15 protein-coding genes and 3 pseudogenes are annotated in these 19,883 nt (G+C 69.7%); 6 read left to right on the top strand and 12 right to left on the bottom strand.

The window, feature by feature from the left end; genetic code table 11:
* The 5 genes and pseudogenes from IF54_RS40125 to IF54_RS0137925 form a co-directional block, all read right to left on the bottom strand.
* Nucleotides 1-2,564: pseudogene (locus tag IF54_RS40125) on the bottom strand (cation-translocating P-type ATPase); the annotation flags it as partial.
* 88 nt (nucleotides 2,565-2,652) lie between these two features.
* Entirely contained in the window at nucleotides 2,653-3,624 is a 972-nt protein-coding gene (locus IF54_RS0137940; protein ID WP_030327226.1) for a polyphosphate kinase 2 family protein, read from the bottom strand.
* Nucleotides 3,625-3,630: 6 nt separating this feature from the next.
* Nucleotides 3,631-3,993 carry a three-helix bundle dimerization domain-containing protein gene (locus IF54_RS42880; RefSeq protein WP_030327225.1) on the bottom strand — a complete coding sequence of 121 codons (363 nt, stop codon included), beginning with the start codon at nucleotides 3,991-3,993 and terminating at the stop codon, nucleotides 3,631-3,633.
* A gap of 168 nt (nucleotides 3,994-4,161) precedes the next feature.
* Nucleotides 4,162-6,156 (bottom strand): right-handed parallel beta-helix repeat-containing protein, encoded by a 1,995-nt coding sequence (locus IF54_RS0137930; protein WP_234439169.1) that lies wholly within the window; start codon nucleotides 6,154-6,156, stop codon nucleotides 4,162-4,164.
* Between the two features lie 125 nt (nucleotides 6,157-6,281).
* On the bottom strand, nucleotides 6,282-6,683 hold the full coding sequence (locus tag IF54_RS0137925) for a hypothetical protein (protein WP_159002299.1): 402 nt from the start codon (nucleotides 6,681-6,683) through the stop codon (nucleotides 6,282-6,284).
* Between the two features lie 867 nt (nucleotides 6,684-7,550).
* On the opposite strand from IF54_RS0137925, the gene IF54_RS0137915 reads away from it, so the two are divergent.
* Together IF54_RS0137915 and IF54_RS0137910 are read left to right on the top strand one after the other, a co-directional pair.
* A complete protein-coding gene (locus IF54_RS0137915) occupies nucleotides 7,551-8,819 on the top strand; it encodes a DUF418 domain-containing protein (protein ID WP_030327220.1) in 1,269 nt (422 codons plus the stop codon).
* A 106-nt stretch (nucleotides 8,820-8,925) separates the two neighbouring features.
* Nucleotides 8,926-9,558 carry a 3'-5' exonuclease gene (locus tag IF54_RS0137910; protein WP_234439168.1) on the top strand — a complete coding sequence of 211 codons (633 nt, stop codon included), beginning with the start codon at nucleotides 8,926-8,928 and terminating at the stop codon, nucleotides 9,556-9,558.
* A gap of 98 nt (nucleotides 9,559-9,656) precedes the next feature.
* Here the strand turns inward: IF54_RS0137910 and IF54_RS0137905 are convergent, their stop codons facing one another.
* A complete protein-coding gene (locus IF54_RS0137905) occupies nucleotides 9,657-10,736 on the bottom strand; it encodes a TRAP transporter substrate-binding protein (RefSeq protein ID WP_030327218.1) in 1,080 nt (359 codons plus the stop codon).
* A 302-nt stretch (nucleotides 10,737-11,038) separates the two neighbouring features.
* Entirely contained in the window at nucleotides 11,039-11,590 is a 552-nt protein-coding gene (locus tag IF54_RS40120) for a GNAT family N-acetyltransferase (RefSeq protein WP_234439167.1), read from the bottom strand.
* Between the two features lie 116 nt (nucleotides 11,591-11,706).
* Between IF54_RS40120 and IF54_RS0137895 the strand changes: the two genes are divergently transcribed.
* On the top strand, nucleotides 11,707-12,366 hold the full coding sequence (locus tag IF54_RS0137895; protein WP_030327217.1) for a hypothetical protein: 660 nt from the start codon (nucleotides 11,707-11,709) through the stop codon (nucleotides 12,364-12,366).
* On the opposite strand, the gene IF54_RS40115 is transcribed toward IF54_RS0137895, so the two are convergent.
* Complete coding sequence (locus IF54_RS40115) at nucleotides 12,354-13,091, bottom strand: carbohydrate ABC transporter permease (RefSeq protein ID WP_420791004.1); 738 nt, start codon at nucleotides 13,089-13,091, stop codon at nucleotides 12,354-12,356. The genes IF54_RS0137895 and IF54_RS40115 overlap by 13 nt on opposite strands.
* On the opposite strand from IF54_RS40115, the pseudogene IF54_RS41870 reads away from it, so the two are divergent.
* Nucleotides 13,053-14,169 (top strand): annotated as a pseudogene (locus IF54_RS41870) (glycoside hydrolase family 3 C-terminal domain-containing protein); the annotation flags it as partial. The gene IF54_RS40115 and the pseudogene IF54_RS41870 overlap by 39 nt on opposite strands.
* A 49-nt stretch (nucleotides 14,170-14,218) precedes the next feature.
* On the opposite strand, the gene IF54_RS0137880 reads toward IF54_RS41870, so the two are convergent.
* Nucleotides 14,219-14,566 (bottom strand): hypothetical protein, encoded by a 348-nt coding sequence (locus IF54_RS0137880; RefSeq protein ID WP_030327215.1) that lies wholly within the window; start codon nucleotides 14,564-14,566, stop codon nucleotides 14,219-14,221.
* 264 nt (nucleotides 14,567-14,830) lie between these two features.
* Here IF54_RS0137880 and IF54_RS0137875 point away from each other — a divergent pair, with 264 nt between their 5' ends.
* Nucleotides 14,831-15,427, top strand: a complete 597-nt coding sequence (locus IF54_RS0137875; protein ID WP_234439166.1) for a hypothetical protein — start codon at nucleotides 14,831-14,833, stop codon at nucleotides 15,425-15,427.
* Between the two features lie 6 nt (nucleotides 15,428-15,433).
* Here the strand turns inward: IF54_RS0137875 and IF54_RS0137870 are convergent, their stop codons facing one another.
* The 3 genes from IF54_RS0137870 to IF54_RS0137860 all read right to left on the bottom strand — a co-directional run bounded on the left by IF54_RS0137870 (nucleotide 15,434) and on the right by IF54_RS0137860 (nucleotide 19,382).
* Nucleotides 15,434-15,877: a hypothetical protein gene (locus tag IF54_RS0137870; protein WP_234439165.1), complete on the bottom strand. Its 444-nt coding sequence runs from the start codon at nucleotides 15,875-15,877 to the stop codon at nucleotides 15,434-15,436.
* A 384-nt stretch (nucleotides 15,878-16,261) separates the two neighbouring features.
* The gene (locus IF54_RS0137865) at nucleotides 16,262-18,028 is read right to left on the bottom strand and encodes a S8 family peptidase (RefSeq protein WP_030327212.1); all 1,767 of its coding nucleotides are present in this window, start codon (nucleotides 18,026-18,028) and stop codon (nucleotides 16,262-16,264) included.
* Nucleotides 18,029-18,425: 397 nt separating this feature from the next.
* Complete coding sequence (locus IF54_RS0137860; protein ID WP_037821139.1) at nucleotides 18,426-19,382, bottom strand: ferritin-like domain-containing protein; 957 nt, start codon at nucleotides 19,380-19,382, stop codon at nucleotides 18,426-18,428.
* Between the two features lie 428 nt (nucleotides 19,383-19,810).
* On the opposite strand from IF54_RS0137860, the pseudogene IF54_RS42500 reads away from it, so the two are divergent.
* Nucleotides 19,811-19,883: pseudogene (locus tag IF54_RS42500) on the top strand (50S ribosomal protein L33); the annotation flags it as partial.

Genomic DNA, 19,883 nt, shown 5'->3' with positions numbered 1-19,883 from the left:
GTCGTGAGCGGCGGGCGAGGAGTTTGCCGAGTTCCCATACGAGGAGCAGGGCGAGGGCCGCAAGGAGAGCCCAGCCGAACTGCCGTGCGTCGATCTCGGTCGTTCCCAGCAGGCGCCGGAAGCCGTCCATCTGCGTGACCAGCACGGACAGCACCAGCTGGGTCAGGGCCACCCAGTTCATCTGCTTGCTGTCGAAGGTGGCGGCCGTCAGCACGGACTCCGTCTCGCTGCGGCACTCGAAGGCCGCCACGACCAGACAGAGGGAGAAAGCCGTGAAGGCGATCGACTGGCCGGTCGCGACGCTGTCGTAGTGCGCCTGGCCGAGTTTGATCAGCCCCAGCAGGGCGAGGGTGATCGCCAGTCCGGCGAGCCCGACCGTGACCAGGACGGGGCGGGTGAGCACCGACTCCCCGCGCGGGCGCGGCCTGCGGCTCATGAGCCCGGGACTCTCCTGGTCGAAACCGAGCGCGAAGCCGAAGGAGGCGTTCACCACGAAGTGGATCCACAGCACCTGCGGCGGTGTGAAGGGCTCGCCGGCCGCGATGTTGAAGATGGTCGCTCCGAGGAACGTCAGCACGAAGGTGACCAGCAGGAGCAGGACGAAGCGGATGTACTTGGTGAGGTTGTCGTAGATCGCCCGGCCCTGTTCGACGGCGTAGACGAGGGTGGAGAAGTTGTCGTCGGAGAGGATCATGCGTCCGGCGTTCTTCGCCACGTCGGTGCCACTGCCCATCGCGATGCCGATGTCGGCCGCCTTGATGGCGGGCGCGTCGTTGACGCCGTCCCCGGTCATCGCCACGACCTCGCCCTTCTTCTTGAGGGTGTTGGCCAGCAGGACCTTGTGTTCCGGAGCGACCCGTCCCACCACACCGATGCGGTCGATACGGGCCAGCTGCTCCTCCTCGGTGAAGGCGGCGAAGTCGGCGCCCAGGACGGCCTCGCCGGGGATGCCGATCTGGCGGGCGATCGCCGCGCCGGTGGTGACGTCGTCGCCGGTGATCAGGCGTACCCGGATGTGCGCCGCCTGCGCGTCGGCCACGGCGGCCGTGGACTCCGGGCGCGGCGGGTCGACCATCGCGACGAGACTGCCACGGCACGGTGTGGCCCGCCGCGAGCGCGCAGACGGTCCGTGCCGTCACCGCGGGTGCCGCGCCCTTGACGAAACACCGGACGACCGGGCGGCCCGCGGTGTCGACGGCCGAGTTGAAGGTGGCCATCAGTTTGTAGTCCGGGGCGAACGGCAGGACCGCAAGACGCGGGAACTCCTGTGCGGTGGCGTCGGTGTCCAGCCCCGCCTTGTGGGCCAGCACCAGCAACGCGCCCTCGGTGGGGTCGCCGACCACCTCGCCGCCGACCAGCCGGGCGTCGCTCGCCACGACGTACGGCAGGATCGCGTCCTCCATGTCCGTGGCGGCCCCGGCGGCGTGATGGATACGGCCCTCCAGGGCGTAGCCGGTGCCCGAGACCGTGTACCGGTCGGTCGGGGTGAGCACTTCGACGGCCGTCATCTGGTTCATTGTCAGGGTGCCGGTCTTGTCCGAGTTGATCGCCGAGGTGAACGCGAGGGTCTCGACCGACGGCAGCTCCTTCACGATGGCGTTCCGCTGCGCCAGATTGAGGCTCCCGACGGAGAGGATCGCCTGGGTGACGGTCGGCAGCGCCTCCGGGATGGCGGCGATGGCCAGCGAGACGGCGCTGACGAACAGGACGTCCCAGGCCTGGTCCCGACTGCGTCCCAGGGCGAACATCACGATCATGGTCAGCCCGGCCGCCCCCGTGATCCACAGGGTGAGGCGGTCGAGCTCCCGGGTCAGCGGCGGGACCTCCTTCTCGGTCACCGAGAGCATGCCGGAGATCCTGCCCAGCTCGGTGTCCGCGCCGGTGCCGGTCACCACGACCAGGCCGCTGCCATGGGTGACCGGCGTGTTCATGAACGCCATGTTGGTGCGGTCACCGGGCGGTGGCCGCCGCCCGCCCGGCAGGGTGCCGGAGTCCTTCGCCGCCGGGACACTCTCGCCGGTGAGCGCCGACTCGTCGATCTGGAGGGCGCTGGCCTCGATGATGCGTCCGTCGGCCGGCACCTGGTCCCCGGCCGCGATCAGTACGACGTCGCCGACGACGAGTTCCTCCGCGGGGACCTCGGCCTCCGCGCCGTCCCTGCGCACCCGTGCCGTGGTCTTCATCATCGACTTCAGCGCGTTCATCGCGCTCTCCGCCTTGCCCTCCTGGCGCAGCCCCACAACCGCGTTCACCAAGGTCAGGACGATGAGGAGTATCCCGGTCGTCCATTCCTGGATGATCAGGGAGACGGCCGCCGCGACCACCAGAACGATCTGCATGTAGCTGCGGTACTGCCCGAGGAACCGGATCCAGGCCGGCGTGGGGCTCTCCTCGGGCAAGGCGTTGGGGCCGTTCTTCGCCCGCAGATCCGCGGCCCGTGCCGCACTGAGCCCGACCTCCGGATCGACGTCGAAGGCCGCCAGGAGCTCCGCCGGGGAGCGTGCGTACCAGTCGTCCTGTGCAGGCCGCGGCGGTGCGGTTCTGGACTGCGGCTGTACCGTCATCGACTGTCTCCGATCCTGGCCGGCCGTACCTGTGCTCGCACCTGCCTGCACTCGTGTGTGCCTGTACTCGTGAGTGCGTGCGCCGGTCTCACCCCCGGCCGTGGGTCTTCGCCCGACGCGCCTTTGGGTGCCGGGCCGCGTACGGGTCCGCCGGCAGACCCTCCGGTGCCTCACGCTCCAAGTCCCTTTTGACGACGAGCAGTTCCTTGCGGTCCGCCTCCGGCAGCCGCGGGTACCGGGGGTCGATCTCCATGAGGGTGTGCGCGAGGATCGCCGCCGTGCTCAGACGCCCGAACCACTTCCGGTCCGCGGGGACGACGTACCACGGCGCCCAGGGCGTGCTCGTGGCCGACAGCATCTTGGAGAACGCCTTCTGGTAGTCGTCCCAGTACCCGCGTTCCCGTACGTCCGCCGCGGAGAACTTCCAGTTCTTCTCCGGCAGATCGATCCGCTTCAGGAAACGGACGCGCTGCTCCTCCTTCGACAGGTTCAGGAAGATCTTCACCACCTTGAACCCGCTGTCCGTGAGATGGCGTTCCCAGTCGTTGATCTCCTGGTACCGCCGCTTCCACCGGCCCGGTCCGCGCGCGGCATCGGGCAGTTTCTGCCTGACCAGGAGCTCGGGATGCACCCGTACGACGAGCACCTCCTCGTAGTGGGAGCGGTTGAAGATGGCGATCTCACCGCGCGCGGGCAGCCGCTGGGCATAACGCCACAGGTAGTCGTGGTCCAGCTCCTCGCTGGAGGGCACCTTGAAGCTGCTGACGCGCACGCCCTGCGGGTTGACGCCGCTCATCACGTGCCGGATCGTGCCGTCCTTGCCGCCGGCGTCGAGCGCCTGGAGACACAGCAGCACCCCGTAGGTGTTCTGGGCGGCCAGCCGCTGCTGGTACTCGGCCAGCAGCTCCACCCCGGACCGCAGCAGCCCGGCGGCGTCCCCCTTCTTCAGACCGGCCCTGTAGCCGGGGTCGAAGTCACGGGGCAGCCGGACCTTCGACCCCGGCTCCACCCGCAGCGGCTCGATGAAGTCCGCGATCCGTGCGGCCCTCCTGTCCGACATGTCCCGTCACTCCCTCTCCTCCACCTCGGACCGGCCGTCTCCGGGACCGGACGGCGCGTCGCGGCAGAGCGCGCCGAGCACCCCGCGCACCCGGCGCTCGACCAGGATGGGCACGTAGGCCCTGACCTTCGCCTCACGGAACGACTCGAAAGCGGACGCCACCAGTGCCTCGACGGTCGTCCCGGCCACGGCGGGCCAGGCGACCACGAGCCGGGCGACGATGTCGCGGACGGCCAGGTCGTCGTCCTGGGGTGAGCCGGGCCGGAGCGGTCGCGGCGGCACCCCGCGTTCCGGCAGGTCCGTCGGAGCGCGGTCCCGGTTCTCGAGGGAAGGCACCGCGACGCGCGAGATGCCTTCGTCGACCGTCATGGCCGTTGTGAAACGTCGCGCGATGCGTGCACCACGACCTCCACACCGCGCCCCTCGATGGCGGACGCTGTCGTCGGCGAGCGGTTGCCGTCTGCCATTTTCGGATCTGCCAGGTGAGACCCGCCTCCCCTGAAACGGGTGAAGCGTGACGCGCGCCTCTGCCCCTCGTCAGGGCATGCCCAAGCGGTGGCGGTACGACGGGAGGGGGCCGGAGTTCTCCAGTACGGCGGCGCAGGCGGCGTTCGCGGCGCAGGTCTGGCCGGGGTGGCGCGGGGCCAGCAGGGTGTTGCCGCTGAAGGCGAGGTGGCGGGGCTCTCCGCACCCCTCCTCCGGGTGCTGCGCGTCGGCCGGGGGCCAGGCGCCGGGGAACTCCCGTCGGGCGACCCATTCGGGCACGGCGTCGTCCCAGAAGTTGCCGCGGTAGCGCACGTTCTGCACCGGGCGGTCGCCCCACTCCTCGCTGCATCCGCCGATGGACGCGACGTAGTCGTACACCGTGTTGCGATCAACCGTGACCCAGTTGGTGCTGTCGTCGGTGTAGATCCCGACGTTCCACTCGCCGTACTTGCTGTCGGTGACCGCATTGCCGCTGATGACGGCCCCGTCGGCGAAGGAGGTGCCCTGTTCGCCGCGCAGGTAGATGCCGCCTCCGTCCACCAGGAGCCGGTTCGTGGCGAAGACACGGTTGTCGAGGATGCGGTTGCGGCGCATGATGCCCCGCAGGTCGTCGGCGGGCCCGGAGAGGATGCCGGAGTAGGGCACGTCGTTGACCTGGTTGTGCGCGAGGGTGGTCTCCCGGGTCGCGGAGTCCCAGATGCCGGAGGCCGCGTGGTACTCCACGCCGATGTGGTGGATCCAGTTGTTGCTGATCCGGTTGCCGCGGTTGGTCCCCTTCTCGGCGGGCGGAACCACTCCCATGAGGATGCCGCCGTCGGAGACGTCGGTGATGACGTTGCCGTCGACGACGTTGTACGAGCTGTTCTCGGAGAGCTCCAGTGCCTGGGCGCCCAGGTGGGTGAAGCGGTTGCCCTCGAGGGTGATCCGCTCGGACGTGCGGAAGGTGACCGTGCCGGGCACCGTGAGCGTCCTCGCGTCCCCGCCCCGCCCGGGCCGCACATACATGCTCCACGCCGAGGGGAATCCGGCGGGTTCGCTGGGCGCCCGCCAGGTGGCGTACGCGAAGGTCAGTCCGCGGAAGCCGATGTCGTGGAGGGGACGGCCGGGCCGGCCGGTGCCGGTGACCAGGGACTCCAGGACCGGGGCGACCACCTGGGTCCTACGCATGTCCTCCCCGGGCCGGGGGAGGTAGAGCAGCTCGTGGTGTCCGGGCCGGGAGCGGTCGAGATACCAGCTTCCGGGCTTGTGCGCGAAGCTGGGGGAGTTCTCCACACTGGAGGGCGCTTCGAGCAACTCCGTTCCCCCGTAGAGCTGTTGGGCCAGGCTCCAGCAAGGCTGGTCCATCCTGACGGTGGTCCGACGGACGCTCGCGGAGACCCCTGCGACGCCGCAGCGGCCCTCGAGATAGCCGGATCGATACACGAACTCGATGTCGCCGGGGTTCCGCCAGGTCCGCGGGACGGCACTGGTGGTGACGTAACCGGTCCTGGTCGCCTTCAGCGTGCCCGGGAAGCCCGCACCCTTGCGCGCGAGCCGCGTGGCGCGCCGCTCCCCGACGTACAGTTGGCGGGTCTCGAGGCTGCCCACCTCCGCGCGCCAGAAGCCCTTGAGCCGCTGGTGCGGCCGCCACCCGGAGATCCGGCGGCCGCCACTGACCGTCACCCGCTCCTGCCGCGGTGTCCCGTAGCCGTACGCCTGGTAGATCACCCGGTGGCCGCCCCGGCCGGAGTCCCCCGCGGCCTCCGACAGGCGCAACGGTGCCTTCAGACGGTACGTCCCGCCGCGGAGGTTGACGACCAGGTCCGACGTCATCCGCGGCGCCCGAGCACGTACGGCCTGCTGCGCGCGGCCCGGTGTGGCGAAGGGCCGTTCCAGGGTGCCGGGCCAGGAGTCCTTGCCCCAGGTCGCGACGTACAACTGCGTGGGAGCCGTCGTCGGGGCCGGCAAGGCTGCCGCCGGAGAGGACACGGCCGCCATCGCGAGCCCGATCACCCCCGCCGTACGTGTGATGAGACCTGTCCTTGCCCGTGTTCGGAAGATCGCCATGCTGCCTCCTCGGTGGACGGAGGTTCCACCCTGGGGCAGCACGAAAGGGGAGCACAGTCGGTCCGAGGTATCGGTCTCGTCGACGAAAGTCGACGTCGCCGGCTCTTTCGAAGTTGCCCGGTTCCTCAGTGCTGGACGGGCTGGACGCCGGGGTGGGTCTCGTCGCCGGCGAGGACGGCGTCGATGGTCCGGGTGAAGTCGAGGAGTTTCTCGGCGCTGAGCCCGGCGGCCGTGTGCAACGGGCCTTCCGAGGCGACGAGCCACGCCTGGTAGTCCCGCAGGAACTCCCGGAAGCGGGCCACGCGCCCGTCGTCGGTGAGGTACTCGTCGGCGCCGATGTGGCTGAGGCTGTTGGCCTGCCGTCCGAGCGATTGCAGCCAGAATGCCTGCCATTCGCGCAGCCACGGCACGGCCCGGTAGGTGGGGTCGGCTTCGACGTACATGGCTGCCAGGGCCATGAACGTCTCCTGCTGGACGTCGTGTGCGTGCGCCCAGTGCTCGCGGAAGCTGAACATCGACCAGCTCAAGGGATGTGCGCCCCTTCCGTGTCCAGGCCGGCCGTGCAAGCCGGGTTCGTGTGGTGGCCGTTGTCGCCGGACGGTGGTTCGTGTGGTGGCCGTTGTCGCCGCACGGTGGACGCCCCGCATCCGGCGCCAACTCACGTACGGAACGACCTGCCTCGCGGCTCACGGTATCCGGTCGAGGTCCCGTGGCCCTGAAGACCCCTTAAACGTGCGGGTGTTCGAGTAGGGTGGGCGCCTCACAGGTGGCGAGGGGGAGCGCATGGCTGCGTCGGCCGACGGCTGGCAGTCGCGGGTGCACGAGCTGTACTGGCAAGGCGTGCAAACCCGTTCGCAGGCTCAGCAGGCGGAGGGCGCTGAGCGTCGTCGGCTCATTCTGCGGTCGCTGGAACAGCACGGCCAGGCGGCAGGGGTCCTGCGTGCGGAGCTGGCCGCCCGCCCCGACGATGAGCGTTTGAACGAGCAACTCGCCTCGCTGCTGTACTCCGTGGGGTCCTCGCAGATCGGTGTGGAGCTGATCGAGGAGGCAGTGGCCTCACTGGAGGAGAGCGAACTCCGCTACAAGCGATCCGGGCCCACGTCACCTCAGTTGGCGGCACGCATCGGCGATGTGCGCGCACGCCGGGCCACGGCACACTCCCTGTCCGGGCACGCGGCTTCCGCGCTCACCGACGCCGACCTGGCCGTGGAGGCGTACGCGGGAGCCGGGTTGCAGGCCGCGGAGCCTCCCCTCTCGCTGGATTTCGCACGCGTGCTGAGCATGGTCGCGGTGGTCCAGGCACAGCACGGTGACCCGGACCACGCTGACCGGCGGGGGACAGCCCGAAGACTGCCGGATGGTTCGCCCCAAGGCACCTGCGCGAGGTTTTCCGTATGGCAGAGACACAACAGCCGCAGGCGACACCGGCTCCGCAGGAGAACTCGCCTCTACCACCCCGGACCTCCACCGAGCCCACCGGACCGACCTCGACAGGTCCCTCGATGGGCCGCCTCGTCGGAGTGGACCTGGCCCGCGCGCTGGCCGTGTTCGGCATGTATGTCGTGCACATCGGTCCCCCGCTGTCCGCGACGCACGGCGTCGCCAGCTGGATCCGGTACATGGCCGACGGTCACTCGTCGGTGCTGTTCGCCACGCTCGCCGGGTTCTCGCTGATGCTGCTCGCCGGCCGCCGCGAGCCCAAGACCGGCCTGGCCGGCCGGCAGGCCAGGGCCCGTATCGCGATCCGGGCCGTGATCCTGCTGGCCCTGGGCACCGTGATGGCGATCGAGTACGGGGGAGTGATCATCATCGGCTTCTACGGGGTCTACTTCCTCCTCGCCCTCCCCCTGGTGCGACTGCGTGCCAAGACCCTCGCGATCACCGCGGCCGCGTTCGCCCTCGTCGCACCGCAGCTGGCCTACGTCCTCTCCTCGCTGCTGACCCCCTCCATCCAGCAGAGCATCAACACCCACGACCCGCTCCGCCACCTCAGCGAGGTCGGCGTCCTCGATCTGCTGCTCACCGGCTTCTACCCGGCGCTCACCTGGATGTCCTTCGTGACCGCGGGCATGGCACTGGGCCGCCTCGACCTCTCCTCCGGCACGGTCCAGAAGCGCCTCGCCGCACTCGGCGCCACCCTCACCGCGGCCGCCTACGGCATGTCCCTGCTGCTCGCCGGCAAGGGCGCGTTGCGGAGTCTCGCGGAAGACGGCCCGGCGTCCGGCAGTTCGGGCTCGATGCCCACCGGCGGCGGATCGATGCCCGTGGACGGTGGTTCGTTCCCCGACCTGTCCGCGTCGTCTCTCCTCCAGGCCGGGCCGCACAGTGGCACCACGTTCGACATCATCGGCAGCGTCGGCATCGCGATCCTCGTGATCGTGGGCGCGACGGTGGCGACGGACCGCCTGCCGCGACTGCGCCGCCTGGCCAAGCCGGTCATCGCCGTGGGCACCATGTCCCTGACCGCCTACGTCGGCCACTTCCTCGCACAGTCCGTGTTCTCCACGCCGGCCGGAACCGGCACCCAGCGGTCCTGGCTCCCCCTGATCATGTACGTCCTCGGAGCCGTACTGTTCGCCGCGACCTGGTCCCGCTTCTTCCGCCGCGGCCCCCTGGAACACCTCCTCAACACCGCCACCCAGCCGGCGCATCGCATCCGCTGAGACGGGCCGGGGCGGGAACCGGCACACGCGGACGATGTTGGAGTGCGTGCCTGAGCCTGCACAAAATGAGGTGCTGGTACCAGGCGCGCATCTCTACTCTCGGCCCATGCGCCACGAACCCGCCCTGCTGAACGTCATTGACGTGGAAGCCACCTGCTGGGACGGGCAGCCTCCGCCCGGCTCCGTGAACGAGATCATCGAGATCGGTCTCACCGTCGTGGACGTGTCAGCAGGGCGCCGCGTGTCCCGGCACCGCCTCCTGGTCCGCCCCGCCCGGTCGACGGTGAGCGACTTCTGCACTGAACTGACCGGACTGACGCAAGCCGAGGTGGAGCGGGGTGTCTCCTTCGCCGAGGCCTGCCGGATCCTTGTCGAGGAGTACGGCGCCACGGAGCGCCCCTGGGCGAGTTGGGGCGAGTACGACCGTCGGCAGTTCGCTCGCCAGAGTCAGGCCGACGGAGTGGCCTACCCGTTCGGCTACCCGACAGAGCGCAACCACACCAACGCCAAGGCCGTATTCACCCATGCCTACGGACTGCGCAGGAAACCCGGCATGGCCCAGGCCCTGAAGACAGCCGGACTGCCGCTCGAGGGACGCCATCACCGCGGCGAGGACGACGCGTGGAACATCGCCGCACTCGTCCTCGATCTGGCGGGGCGCGGAGCATGGCCAGGCAGGCGGCGAGGGCACGGGTCGTTCGCTTCCAGCGGCGGTGACCGGCCAGTGGGCGGCCCGTAGCGCGCGACTCGCGTGGGTGCGGAGCGACCGGGCGTTTGCGCGGGTCCGGTCTCGGTCGGCACAGTCCACAAGGAGGTCGGAGACGGTGTGCCGGGATGTCAGTCCTTGCAGGACACGGGTGGTTCGGGCGGTACGTCCCGCACGAGGGCGGTGATGGTGCCGAGGTACTCCTTGGTCCGCCGGTCGCGGGAGAGTTGGTCGTACACCGGCTGTACCGCCTTGCGCAGTGCCGTCAATTGGGCCGAGGCCGCGGCGGCGAACCTCTGGCCCCGGGCGCAGAGGCTCTCCAGGGCGCTGTGCTCCTGTTCGCGCAAGTCCGCGCCCGCGCCGTGCACCGCCTGTCGCGCCGCCGTCCGCAACAGCCGGCGCTGGTCCTCGCTGAGCCGCTCGAGGGCTTTGGTGTTGGCTACCAGGACGATGGGGCGCGGCCACAGAACGACGTTGGCGGTGCCGATCATTCCCGCTTCGTCGTAGCGGCTGCCGTTGACGGAGACAAGCTGTTGTTCGAATCCGTCGAAATCGGCCACCGAGCTGCCCGCGCCGAACCATTGCGGTTTCGCTCCGAGGGTTCGAACAGTGGAGTCGGCGACCTTGGACTCCTGGATGCCGATCGTGCGTCCCTTGTAGTCCTCCGGACCCAGCAGTGGTGTCCCGGCGCCGAACGGGCGGCGCAGGCTGCCCGGGAGCAGGCCCACGCCGGTGAGGCCGCCGCCGTCGACCTCGCGGATCATGCGTTCGGCTACCGGCGCGTCGAGGACCTTCTCCTCGGCGTCGAAGCTGTCGATCAGCAGGGGTGCGGTCAGGGCGCCCAGGGCGGGGGCCCGGCGGATGTCGAAGACCCGACTGCCGAGGGCGGCCAGGTCGACCCGTCCGGACTGCACGTCAAGGAGGAGCTGCTCCTCGAAGTCCGGTCCCTCCTCGTGGTGGGCGTTGAACTCGGCCGAGATCTGGATTTTGTTGTGGGAGAAGGTCCGCACGTTCTGGAGGAAGCCGCGGAACTCGTCACTCGCGCCCATCGGCGTCGCCAGCGACAGCACGACCGGCTTCGTCGAGCGGGTGTCCTGCGCGCTGCTCGCCGCTTTCACCGCGCTTGCTGTGTCGGAGCATCCGACGGCGAGCAGGATCAGCCCGACGACTGAGCTCAGCGCGGCACCTACGGTCGTACGTCGGGAACGCATGGCGTCACGCTTCCTTGTCCGGCGATCGGCCAGGCCACAGGCCGCCTGCTTCGACGGTAGGGGCCGGAGGGCCCCCACGCATCCGTTCACCGGGACCTTGGGCGCCGTACCAGCAGGTCTCCCTTGGACCAGACGCGTGAGGGCGGGCTCGTCAAAAGGGGACCGGGCGTAGTGACGGCGTACAAGCGCCGGATATGCCGACCATCCGTTTGACCGTCCGCCCGCTTCGACCGAAGCGTGGCCGCGTCGAGACTCTCACGCGGCGCCCTGAAGTGTCGGCCCGTGGCGGGCACCGGCCATGATCAGCGGGTCCCCAGCACACGGACGCTGCCGGCGTTCCTACGCGGGCAGATGGGCCGGTCGCCCCAGGGCGTACACCGTGACCGGGCGGCCGTGCAGCTGGTCCTCTCGACGCGGCGTGAACCCAGGCGCTCGGCCGCCTTCACTGACGCCTCATTGCCCGGCCGTACGAGAGCTGTGAAGTACTCGGCGTCAAGGTGGGCGAACCCCCAGTCCAGGCAGGCTTGAGCGGCCTCAGTCGCGTAGCCGTGCCCCCAGTGGTCCGTCCGAAGGGTCCATCCCAGTTCCACCTCGTCGAACTGTTCCCAGTACTGAAGACCGCTTCGGCCGATGAACTCCCCGTTCGGCTTCAGTCCGATCGCGCACAGGCCGTGACCTCGCTCGGCCCATTGCCGTTCGATCGCGGTGAGGCGTTCCAGTGCTTGGTGATGTGAGTAGGTCCCGACGAAACGGTTGACCTGTGGGTCGGCATGGAGGTCGACGAAGGCATCGACGTCGGACACACGAAGGGGCCGCAGGAGCAGCCGTTCGGTCTTGATCGCGTGTTCGAGCATAGATCTGGGTCCCAGTCAGCCAGAGCCTTGACGTGAACAAGACCACCCCGCGCGACGGGACGAAACACGGGTGGAGGAGCATCTGCTCAGCCGCCGTCTGCCTGTGAGGAACCGTCATGCGCTCTGTTCGCCGTGCTGTGCCGTCCGTGCTGTGTGCCTGTCTGCTGCTGGCGGGCTGTTCGTCCGTCCAGCTCGGTACGTCGACCCCGTCCGGGGGGAGCAGCGTCGCGGCGGGGGCGCCCGGCACGGGTGCGGGGAAGGCGATCGCGGTGGGCGCGGGCCCGCAGAAGCACTACACGGTGCAGAAGCAACCCGCCGCGGGGAGCTGCAAGTACCGTTACGAGCACGGCGAGCCGCTGGAGGACCGGGCCTGCACGCCGGGCGCGATATCGCCGGCGGTGACGCAGGCGAACCTGGCGTCGACGATATGCCGCAAGGGCGGCTACACCTCCGGGGTGCGCCCCTCCGCCTATGTCACGGGCAAGGAGAAGAGGCTGAACGCCGCTTCCTACGGGTTCACGGGGCGGATGGCGGACGCGGAGTACGACCACCTGATCAGTCTTCAGCTCGGCGGTGACCCCAACGACCCCAGAAACCTCTGGGTGGAGCCTGCCGACCCCGGCCACCGCAAGGGAGCCGGCGTGAACAACAGGAAGGACCCGGTGGAGACCAAGCTGCACACCGCGGTCTGCAAGGGCCAAGTCACCCTAGCTGCCGCACAGAAGGCCATAGTCACCGATTGGACCACCGCCCTGAGCAGCCTTCACCTCGGCTGAACCGGCGTCCGCCGGTGGGGATCACCCACCCCGACACCGGCTGCTACTTGCCGAAGCCCGCCGTGAGGCCGCCGATCAACTGGCGGCGGCCGAGGACGCAGAGGGCCAGGATGGGGAGGGTGGACAGGACGACCTTCCCGCTGATCCTGACCCAGAGCCCCGACAAACGCGTCCTGCCCCTGTTCGTATGGAGAGGGAAAACCGTTCCAGACGTTGAGCGCGTCGTAGATCGTGACCGTGACCGTGACCGTGATCAGGGCGGGGCGGGAGAGCGGCAGGGCCGGATTCCACAGCATGCGCCAGTGGCCCGTGCCGTCCGCGCGCATCGACTCGTACAGCTCGTCCGGGATGTCCCGGAGGAAGTTGACGAGGATGATCACGGTGAGCGGGATGGCGAACGCCGCCGAGGGGAGCACGACCGCGCCGAGGGTGTCGTACATCCGCGCCTTGGCGATCAGGCAGTACACCGGGATGATCGTGGTCTGAAGCGGGATGGCGAGCCCCAGCAGGAAGAGGCCGAACGTCCAGCGCAGGGCCCGGCTGGTGCCGCGCACGATGGCGCAGGCGGCCAGGAAGGACACCACGAGGGTCAGCAGCGTGGCGCCGGTGGTCACCACGACGCCGTTCCACAGGAAGTGGGCGAACCCGTTGTCCAGGACGAGGCGGCAGTTCTCCGGCGTCGGGTGGGTCGGGACCGCGAGGGGGTTGGCGTCGAAATCACCCACGAGGAGTGCCTGACCGGGTTCACCACGCACCACGCGACGGTCTTCCCCACCGCGCTGGCCTGGGCCGCCGCCTTCCACCCCGAACTCGTCGAACGCATGGCGGGCGCCATCGGTACGAGCATGCGGCGGGTCGGCGTCCACCAGGGGCTCTCACCGGTCCTGGACGTCGTACGCGACTACCGCTGGGGCCGTGTCGAGGAGACCCTCGGCGAGGACCCCTACCTCGTCGCGACCAGTGGCGCCGCCTACGTCCGCGGCCTGGAGAGCGCCGGGATCATCGCCACACGGCCCCTGCGACGACGACCCGAACGCCTTCTTCGGCTGTTACTCCTTCCCCAACCACGTCCTGCCCCACCACCCCGGCCACGACAACGGCATCGAGGCCCACTCCCTGCTGGCCGCCCTGGCCACGGAGCTTCCTGGGACCCTGATCGCCTGCGAGTAGGGCTGCCCCGTCAAGGACACGAACCGCGACGGCATCGACGCGGCCGTGGCGGCGGCCCGGAACGCGGACGTCTGCGTCGCCGTCGTCGGCGACCGGGCGGGCCTCTTCGGCCTCGGCACCTCCGGAGAGGGCTGCGACGCCGAAGACCTCGCCCTGCCCGGTGTCCAGGGAGAACTGGTCGAGGCGCTGCTGGCCACCGGCACCCCGGTCGTCCTGCTCGTCGTCTCCGGACGCCCCTACGCCCTCGGCGCGTACACCGACCGGGCGGCGGCGGTCGTCCAGGCGTTCTTCCCCGGTGAGGAGGGCGGGCCCGCCCTGGCCGGCATCCTCTCCGGACGCGTCGTGCCGTCGGGCAAGCTGCCCGTCCAGGTCCCACGCACCCCGGGCGGCCAGCCCGGCACCTACCTCCACGCCCCGCTGGGCGGCAACACCGAGGGCGTCAGCAACCTCGACCCCACGCCCGCCTACCCCTTCGGCCACGGACTCTCGTACACGACCTTCGCCGGCGCCATCACCGTCATGCTCGGCTCCTCCAGCACCGACATCCGCCTCACCGACACCCTCCGCCTCACGGGCCCGGTCCGCGAGGCAGGCCAGGACAGGGTCCTGCACACGCCGGCATACGTCGGCTGAGAGGCGGGGGGTGGAGCCGGCACTGTCCCAGGCCAGGCGAAGGTCCGCTCTACGACTGCTTCGTCCGGAGCAGCAGGTCGACCTCCTGCTCCTGGTCTCCCGACTCCGTGCCGTGCTCCTCCACGGTGAACGCGGCACCCAGGGCTTCGCGGAGTTGATCCAAGGCCGCGTAGCCGCCTTGCAGCGTGGCGGAGACAGGGCCCTCCAGGGGGACGGGATCGGTCGGGATCCACTCCTGCGTCGGCTCGAACTCCGCCGTCCACACGAGATCCTGGCCGCCCGGCTGTTCCTGGGGCAGGTCGTCAGCAGGGCGGTCGGTGGGGAACGCCGTTCGCAGCACGCTGAAGACGGTGGCGGCGTCCTCCTTGGACGCTCCGGTGAGCGACACGGTGGCCATCAGACTCATTCTCCTTGCATACGAGGACGGGGACATCCAGGAGTACCCACTCAGGGGAACGGCACACGGCCCGAGCTCCTGTCACCGGCAAAAGCTCTCCGGAGCCGCGCTTCGGCATCCGACGCCGCCACCGAGTTGAACAAGCTGCGCTCATGCCGCAAGCGTGTTCAGGACGTCTGCGACGGAGGCGGGATCGAGCGGGCCAACGTGCGACGCCTCGGTAAGCCGACACCTGTGCGTGTCGTCATACGGCAAGCTGACGTCGTGCAGGTATTGGGCAAGAGCGGCGAGGACGAGATGGTCGCCTGCTTCCTGAACGGCGAGCTTTCCAGCCCTAGGTTCGGCCAGAGGCTCCGTTCCCATCTTGCGTCGGCCGGGCAGGCCGAGCGGTTGCTGACGCATCCAGACCTCTCCGACGCCGGAGCGAACTCCGCACGTCGCGCTCTGCTCGCGGCAACCCGTGGGTACGGCGAGAATCGGGACCTGTTCGAGAACTTCCCCGATCAGGTCACGTGGACCAGGGCACTCCTGTCCGCCGACGAGGCGGCCGGCGTTCGCTACATCGACTACTCGTACTGGGCCGAACTGTCGGGCGGCAGCCGCCGGCCGATCGACGCGGCCGCACGCATCAAGGCAGGGCTGCGGGCGTTCGACGTCCCCAACGAACCGTTCGTCGACGCGGCCCGGGCTCTCATGAGAGATGAGCGGTTCCCGCCACTCATTCTCGTCGGGGAGAGCCAGGACAACCTGGTCTGCCTTGAAGGCCACCTCCGTCTGACCGCTTACGCCCTCGCCGGCTTCCCGACCAGCATCGAGTGCCTGATCGGCACCTCGCCAACCTTGGGGCGCTGGGCGCAATAGACCGCGTTACAGCCCGGCTGCTTGGGCGAAGGACGCCCTGTCCTCGTCGTCCAGGTAGGGGTCGGCGCGCAGTTCGTCGTCGGCCAGCAGGCGTTGTACCCATGCCGCGTCGGCTGCGAATGCCGCTCGGCACTGGGCTCGTTCAGGGTGGTCCTTCTCAGGGCCGCTGACCGCGAGGTCCCACGCGTTGTCCGGATCGGTCGGTGCGGACAGGGCGGCGGCGACGAGCAGGAGCCCGACCAGTTCGTTCCGGCGGGGGATCGATGGATCGGCAGCGAGCCGGAGCAGGTAGGGGACGACAGCGGGCATCACGGCACTGATGGACAACGGTCCTGACATCACCAGCCAGTCGAGCGCTCGCTCTGCCGTCTCGGCCGCTTCGGGATCGAGCAGCCCGCGCAGGACGACAGGGACGTCGACCTGGCAGCCAGGAATGGAGGACCACTTCACGTCCTCGCACCCTTGCAGGGCCGGATGGGCAGAAGGGCCCTGCCTCAGGTGCGGGTGGGCAGCCGTGAGAGCTGCTGTTGCGGCTACCGCTGAGGCCTCATGATCCACTTTGCACACCAGCGTGCCTCCCCTCCGCAACTCGGGCCGTTCCGGCGGACTTCGACCGTCAGGACCATGAGTCTGACCATGAGTCTGACCATGAGTCCAGTGACGCCACCTTCGTCATGGCCCAGTGGCTTCCCGGACAACTGCGGCATACAGGCCCCCGCAGCGGTGTGCACCGCCGCCGGGGCCCATGTGCCCTCTGCCGTCCAGTGGTTCGCAGCCCTGGCCGAACCAGCCGCGGCCCATCAGGTCACGTGGGCGGCGTTGCCGGGCCCCGTGCTAGAAGGTCAGGTTCCAGGCGTCGATCTTGCCCGTGTCGGAGGCGGCGTTGTCGTTCACCCGCAGCTTCCAGGTGCCGTTCGCCACCTCGGAGGAGGCGTCCACGGTGTAGGTCTGGGCGATGTTGTCGGCGCTGCCGCCGGCGCGGTTGTGCAGCGTGTAGACGGTGCCGTCCGGCGCCACCAGGTCGACCTTCAGGTCACCGATGTAGGTGTGCTTGATGTCCACACCCACCTTGAGGGTGGCCGGGGCGTTGCCGGTCACACCGGTGACGGCGATCGGGCTCTCCACGGTCGCGTTGTCGTTGATGGCGAAGTCCGTGAGGTTCTCGAAGTACTTGCCGGGCGGCGGAGTGGCCCCGACGGCCTTGAGGGCGTCGACCTGCCCTTCACCGAAGAAGGAGTTGTTGGCCGTCGTACCCGTGCAGCGGCTGTCCGACGGGCAGGCGATGTCGTTGGCCTGCTCGGCCAGCCTGGTGCGCAGCTGCGCCGGGGTGATGCCCGGGTTGGCGCTGGCGATGAGCGCCGCCACGCCGACCACGTGCGGGGTGGCCATCGAGGTGCCGCTCTTGCTGCCGTAACCGCCGCCGGGGACGGTGGAGTACACGTTGCTGCCGGGCGCCGCGACGTCGATGACGCCCTGACCGTAGTTGGAGAACGAGGCCTTGGTGACGCCCGTGCCGTTGGCCGCGACCGTGACCACGCCCGGCAGCTCGGTCGGGATGTCGAGGCAGGCGTTGGTGATGGTGCGGGTGACCGGCGTCGAGTCGTTCGGGCTCGCGGAGTCGGTCGTCTTGTGGGCGAGGTCGTAGTTCTCGTTGCCCGCGGCGGCTATCTGGAGGGAGCCCTTGCTCTCGGCGTACTCCTGGGCGCGCTTGACGCCCTCGATGATGGCGGCCTGGTCGATGTTGTCCGGGCAGTTGAACTGCCACGGGTCCGTGTAATAGCTGTTGTTGGTGACCTTGAAGCCGTGGTCGCCGGCCCAGACGAAGCCGCAGATGGTGTTCTCGGCGAAGAAGAAGGAGTTGCCCGGCTCGGCGACCCGCACCGCGGCTATCTTCACGCCGGGTGCCACGCCGACGACGCCCTTGCCGTTCTTGGCCGCGGCGACGGTGCCGGCCACGTGGGTGCCGTGCGTGTCGACGTCCCGCCAGGCGCCGGTACGGGTGTCGGGCTTGCCGTAGGCGCAGGAGACCGAGTCGGCCGCGTCGAAGTTGGGTGCCAGGTCCTGGTGCTGGTCGTCCACCCCGGTGTCCAGGATGCCCACCTTGACGGAGGCGGAGCCCGGGTTCACGGCCCAGGCCTGGTCGGCCTTGATCTGGCTCATGTCTGCCCGGACCGGTTCGCCGGCCGGGGTGGAGGCCTGGGCCGGGTTGGGCGGGAGCGCCGGGTCGTAGGCGGCGGCCGGGACGTCCGAGGTACGCGTGGCACCGACCTGTTGCACGCCCGCGACACCGCGCATGGTGGCGGCGAAGGTGCTGGAGGCCGAGTGGGCGACGATCACGCCGATGGCGTCGAAGTTCGAGAAGACGGTGCCGCCGTTGGCCGTGATCGCCGAACGGACCGCCGAAGTGTCGCCGGGGGTGGTGATCACGAGGTAGGCACGTGTGCCGGCCACCCAGGCCGCACTCTGGGAAGCCGGTGCGGCGGCCGGAGCGGGGGCGGGGGCCTTCGCGGCCGGCGCGGGGGAGGGAACGACGGGGAGCGTGCCCGCGAGGGCGCCCGGGGCGCCGAACGTGAGCGCCGCGCCGAGAGCGGCCGCCAGCACCAGCGTGCGTCTGGAGCGGCCTGATGTGTGGGGTGTCAATGCATCCTCCGGAGACGGCCCGGCCGTGTTGAGGACACGCTCGGGCCGTACGAAACGAGTGGTGGATGCAAGATGTCAGGTGCATGATCCTGTACGGAAGTACCTTTCCGTGCAGGGACGCCATGAAAACGTGGCTGAAAACAGACGTACTGCGAGCGTCGGGTGCAGTTCTCCGCTGCGAGTCGGGGGACGTGCTCCTCTCTCCCACCGTCGGCGAGGTGCGCCGACCAGGCGGGCATCGGATATGCGCACCACGGTGCCGGCGATCACCCGTCCCTCACGGGTGACCGCGACGATCTGCGCGATCACCGGTCCCGCGCGCTCCGACACCGTCCGCTCGTCATGGGCGTGGCGAACACTACGAACGCGGGTGGAACTGGGGGCCGTACGTGCTCCGGCTCCCCGGGATCTCGGTCTCCATGAGCCGTACCGCCGTCTCCTCCAGGCCGCGCATGGCGTGGACGGCCGCGCCCAGGGTGCGGCGGTCGCCGTCGGTCCAAGCGGCGTCCAGCGAGGTCAGCACGGTGGTGTAGGTGTTGTCGAACCTGTCCAGAAGCTGCTGCACCGACGCCGGCGGCCGGGACCAGCCGCCCGCCGGAACCCGGGCCATGGGGCGGGCGTCCGGGAAGGGGACGGACGCTCCGGTGAACGTCCAGCCCTCGGCGGTCTCCCGGAGTTGCCGACCGTGGTAGATCTCGCCGAAGGCGTAGTAGTGGGCCGGGTGGTCGTCGGTGAAGGAGTCGGCCGGGGAACTGCTCGTCCCCTCTCCTTGCTCCCTGATGATGTCGATGGCGCGCTCGACGTCGAGGAGGGTCTCGACGGGGTGCAGATCGTCGGAGCCGATGCGCGCGGTCAGCTGTCCGCCGGCCGACAACTCCGGGGCCAGGATCTGGAAACCGTCGAGCATGGCGCCGTAGAAGTCACCGACGGTGTGCGTGGCGGTGGCGCTGAGGGCGAGCGGTTCCTCGGGAGCCTCGATGGACATCATCATCTGCACGAACGACTTGTTGAGACCCGACAGGTACACGGTCAGGCCGTCGCGTACGCCGCCGGGCAGCGGGCCCGGGTAGGTGGGTGCCGCCGCTCTGATCCGGGGCTGGCCACCCACGGCCACGAGCAGGTTGCACACCACGCCCAGGTGGTACATCTCGTCGTCGATGATGCGCCGGATCAGTCGCGCGGCCTGCGAGTTGCGGTCCCCGATGGACCACCAGCCGCACAGATACGGCGGGATCGTGGACAGTTCCAGCTCCACGGCGACCTGAAGCGCAGTGCGGAGCCAGTCGACGCCGCGGCCGGCCTCCGGGACGGCCATCAGGCGCGCCACCCGACCGGTCGGCGGCGGCTCTGGTGGGCCGCCGTGCGAGCTCGCAGCGACCGCCGCCGGTGCTGCTGCCGCGATGGCCGGCGCACCGGCCGCCACGGCTGTAGTGGCCAGGAAACTCCGGCGCCTGATCGCAGCCCCGGCCGGCCTCTCCACGTCGTCCCTCACGCCATCACCCTTGCCTCGCGGTTCACGGCCCCGCCCTGCCGAAGGCGTACGGGGCCTCGGATCAGCTCGCGAAGCTAGCAGGCGTCACCCCCGGATGAGGGCGTTGACGTGCGAGGACGCACCACCGCCACCCTGTCAGGCCAACCCGGCAGGGTGCGGTGGGTGTGGGAATGATGCGCCGGCCGGCCGCGTTGACACCACTGCATGACATGACCGAGTCAAAGTGCTCGGTGGTGGTGGAAGGAGTCCTCATGGCACGCAGCACCACGCGTCCCGTCGTCACGCTCAGGTCGACGGCGGGCACCGGCTTCACGTACGTGACGC

Origin of the sequence: Streptomyces sp. NRRL B-3229 (assembly GCF_000719505.1) — a bacterium.
GTDB lineage: Bacteria > Actinomycetota > Actinomycetes > Streptomycetales > Streptomycetaceae > Streptomyces > Streptomyces griseorubiginosus.
Note: the sequence above shows the minus strand (reverse complement) of the source record. Positions and strands in the feature narration are given on the sequence as shown.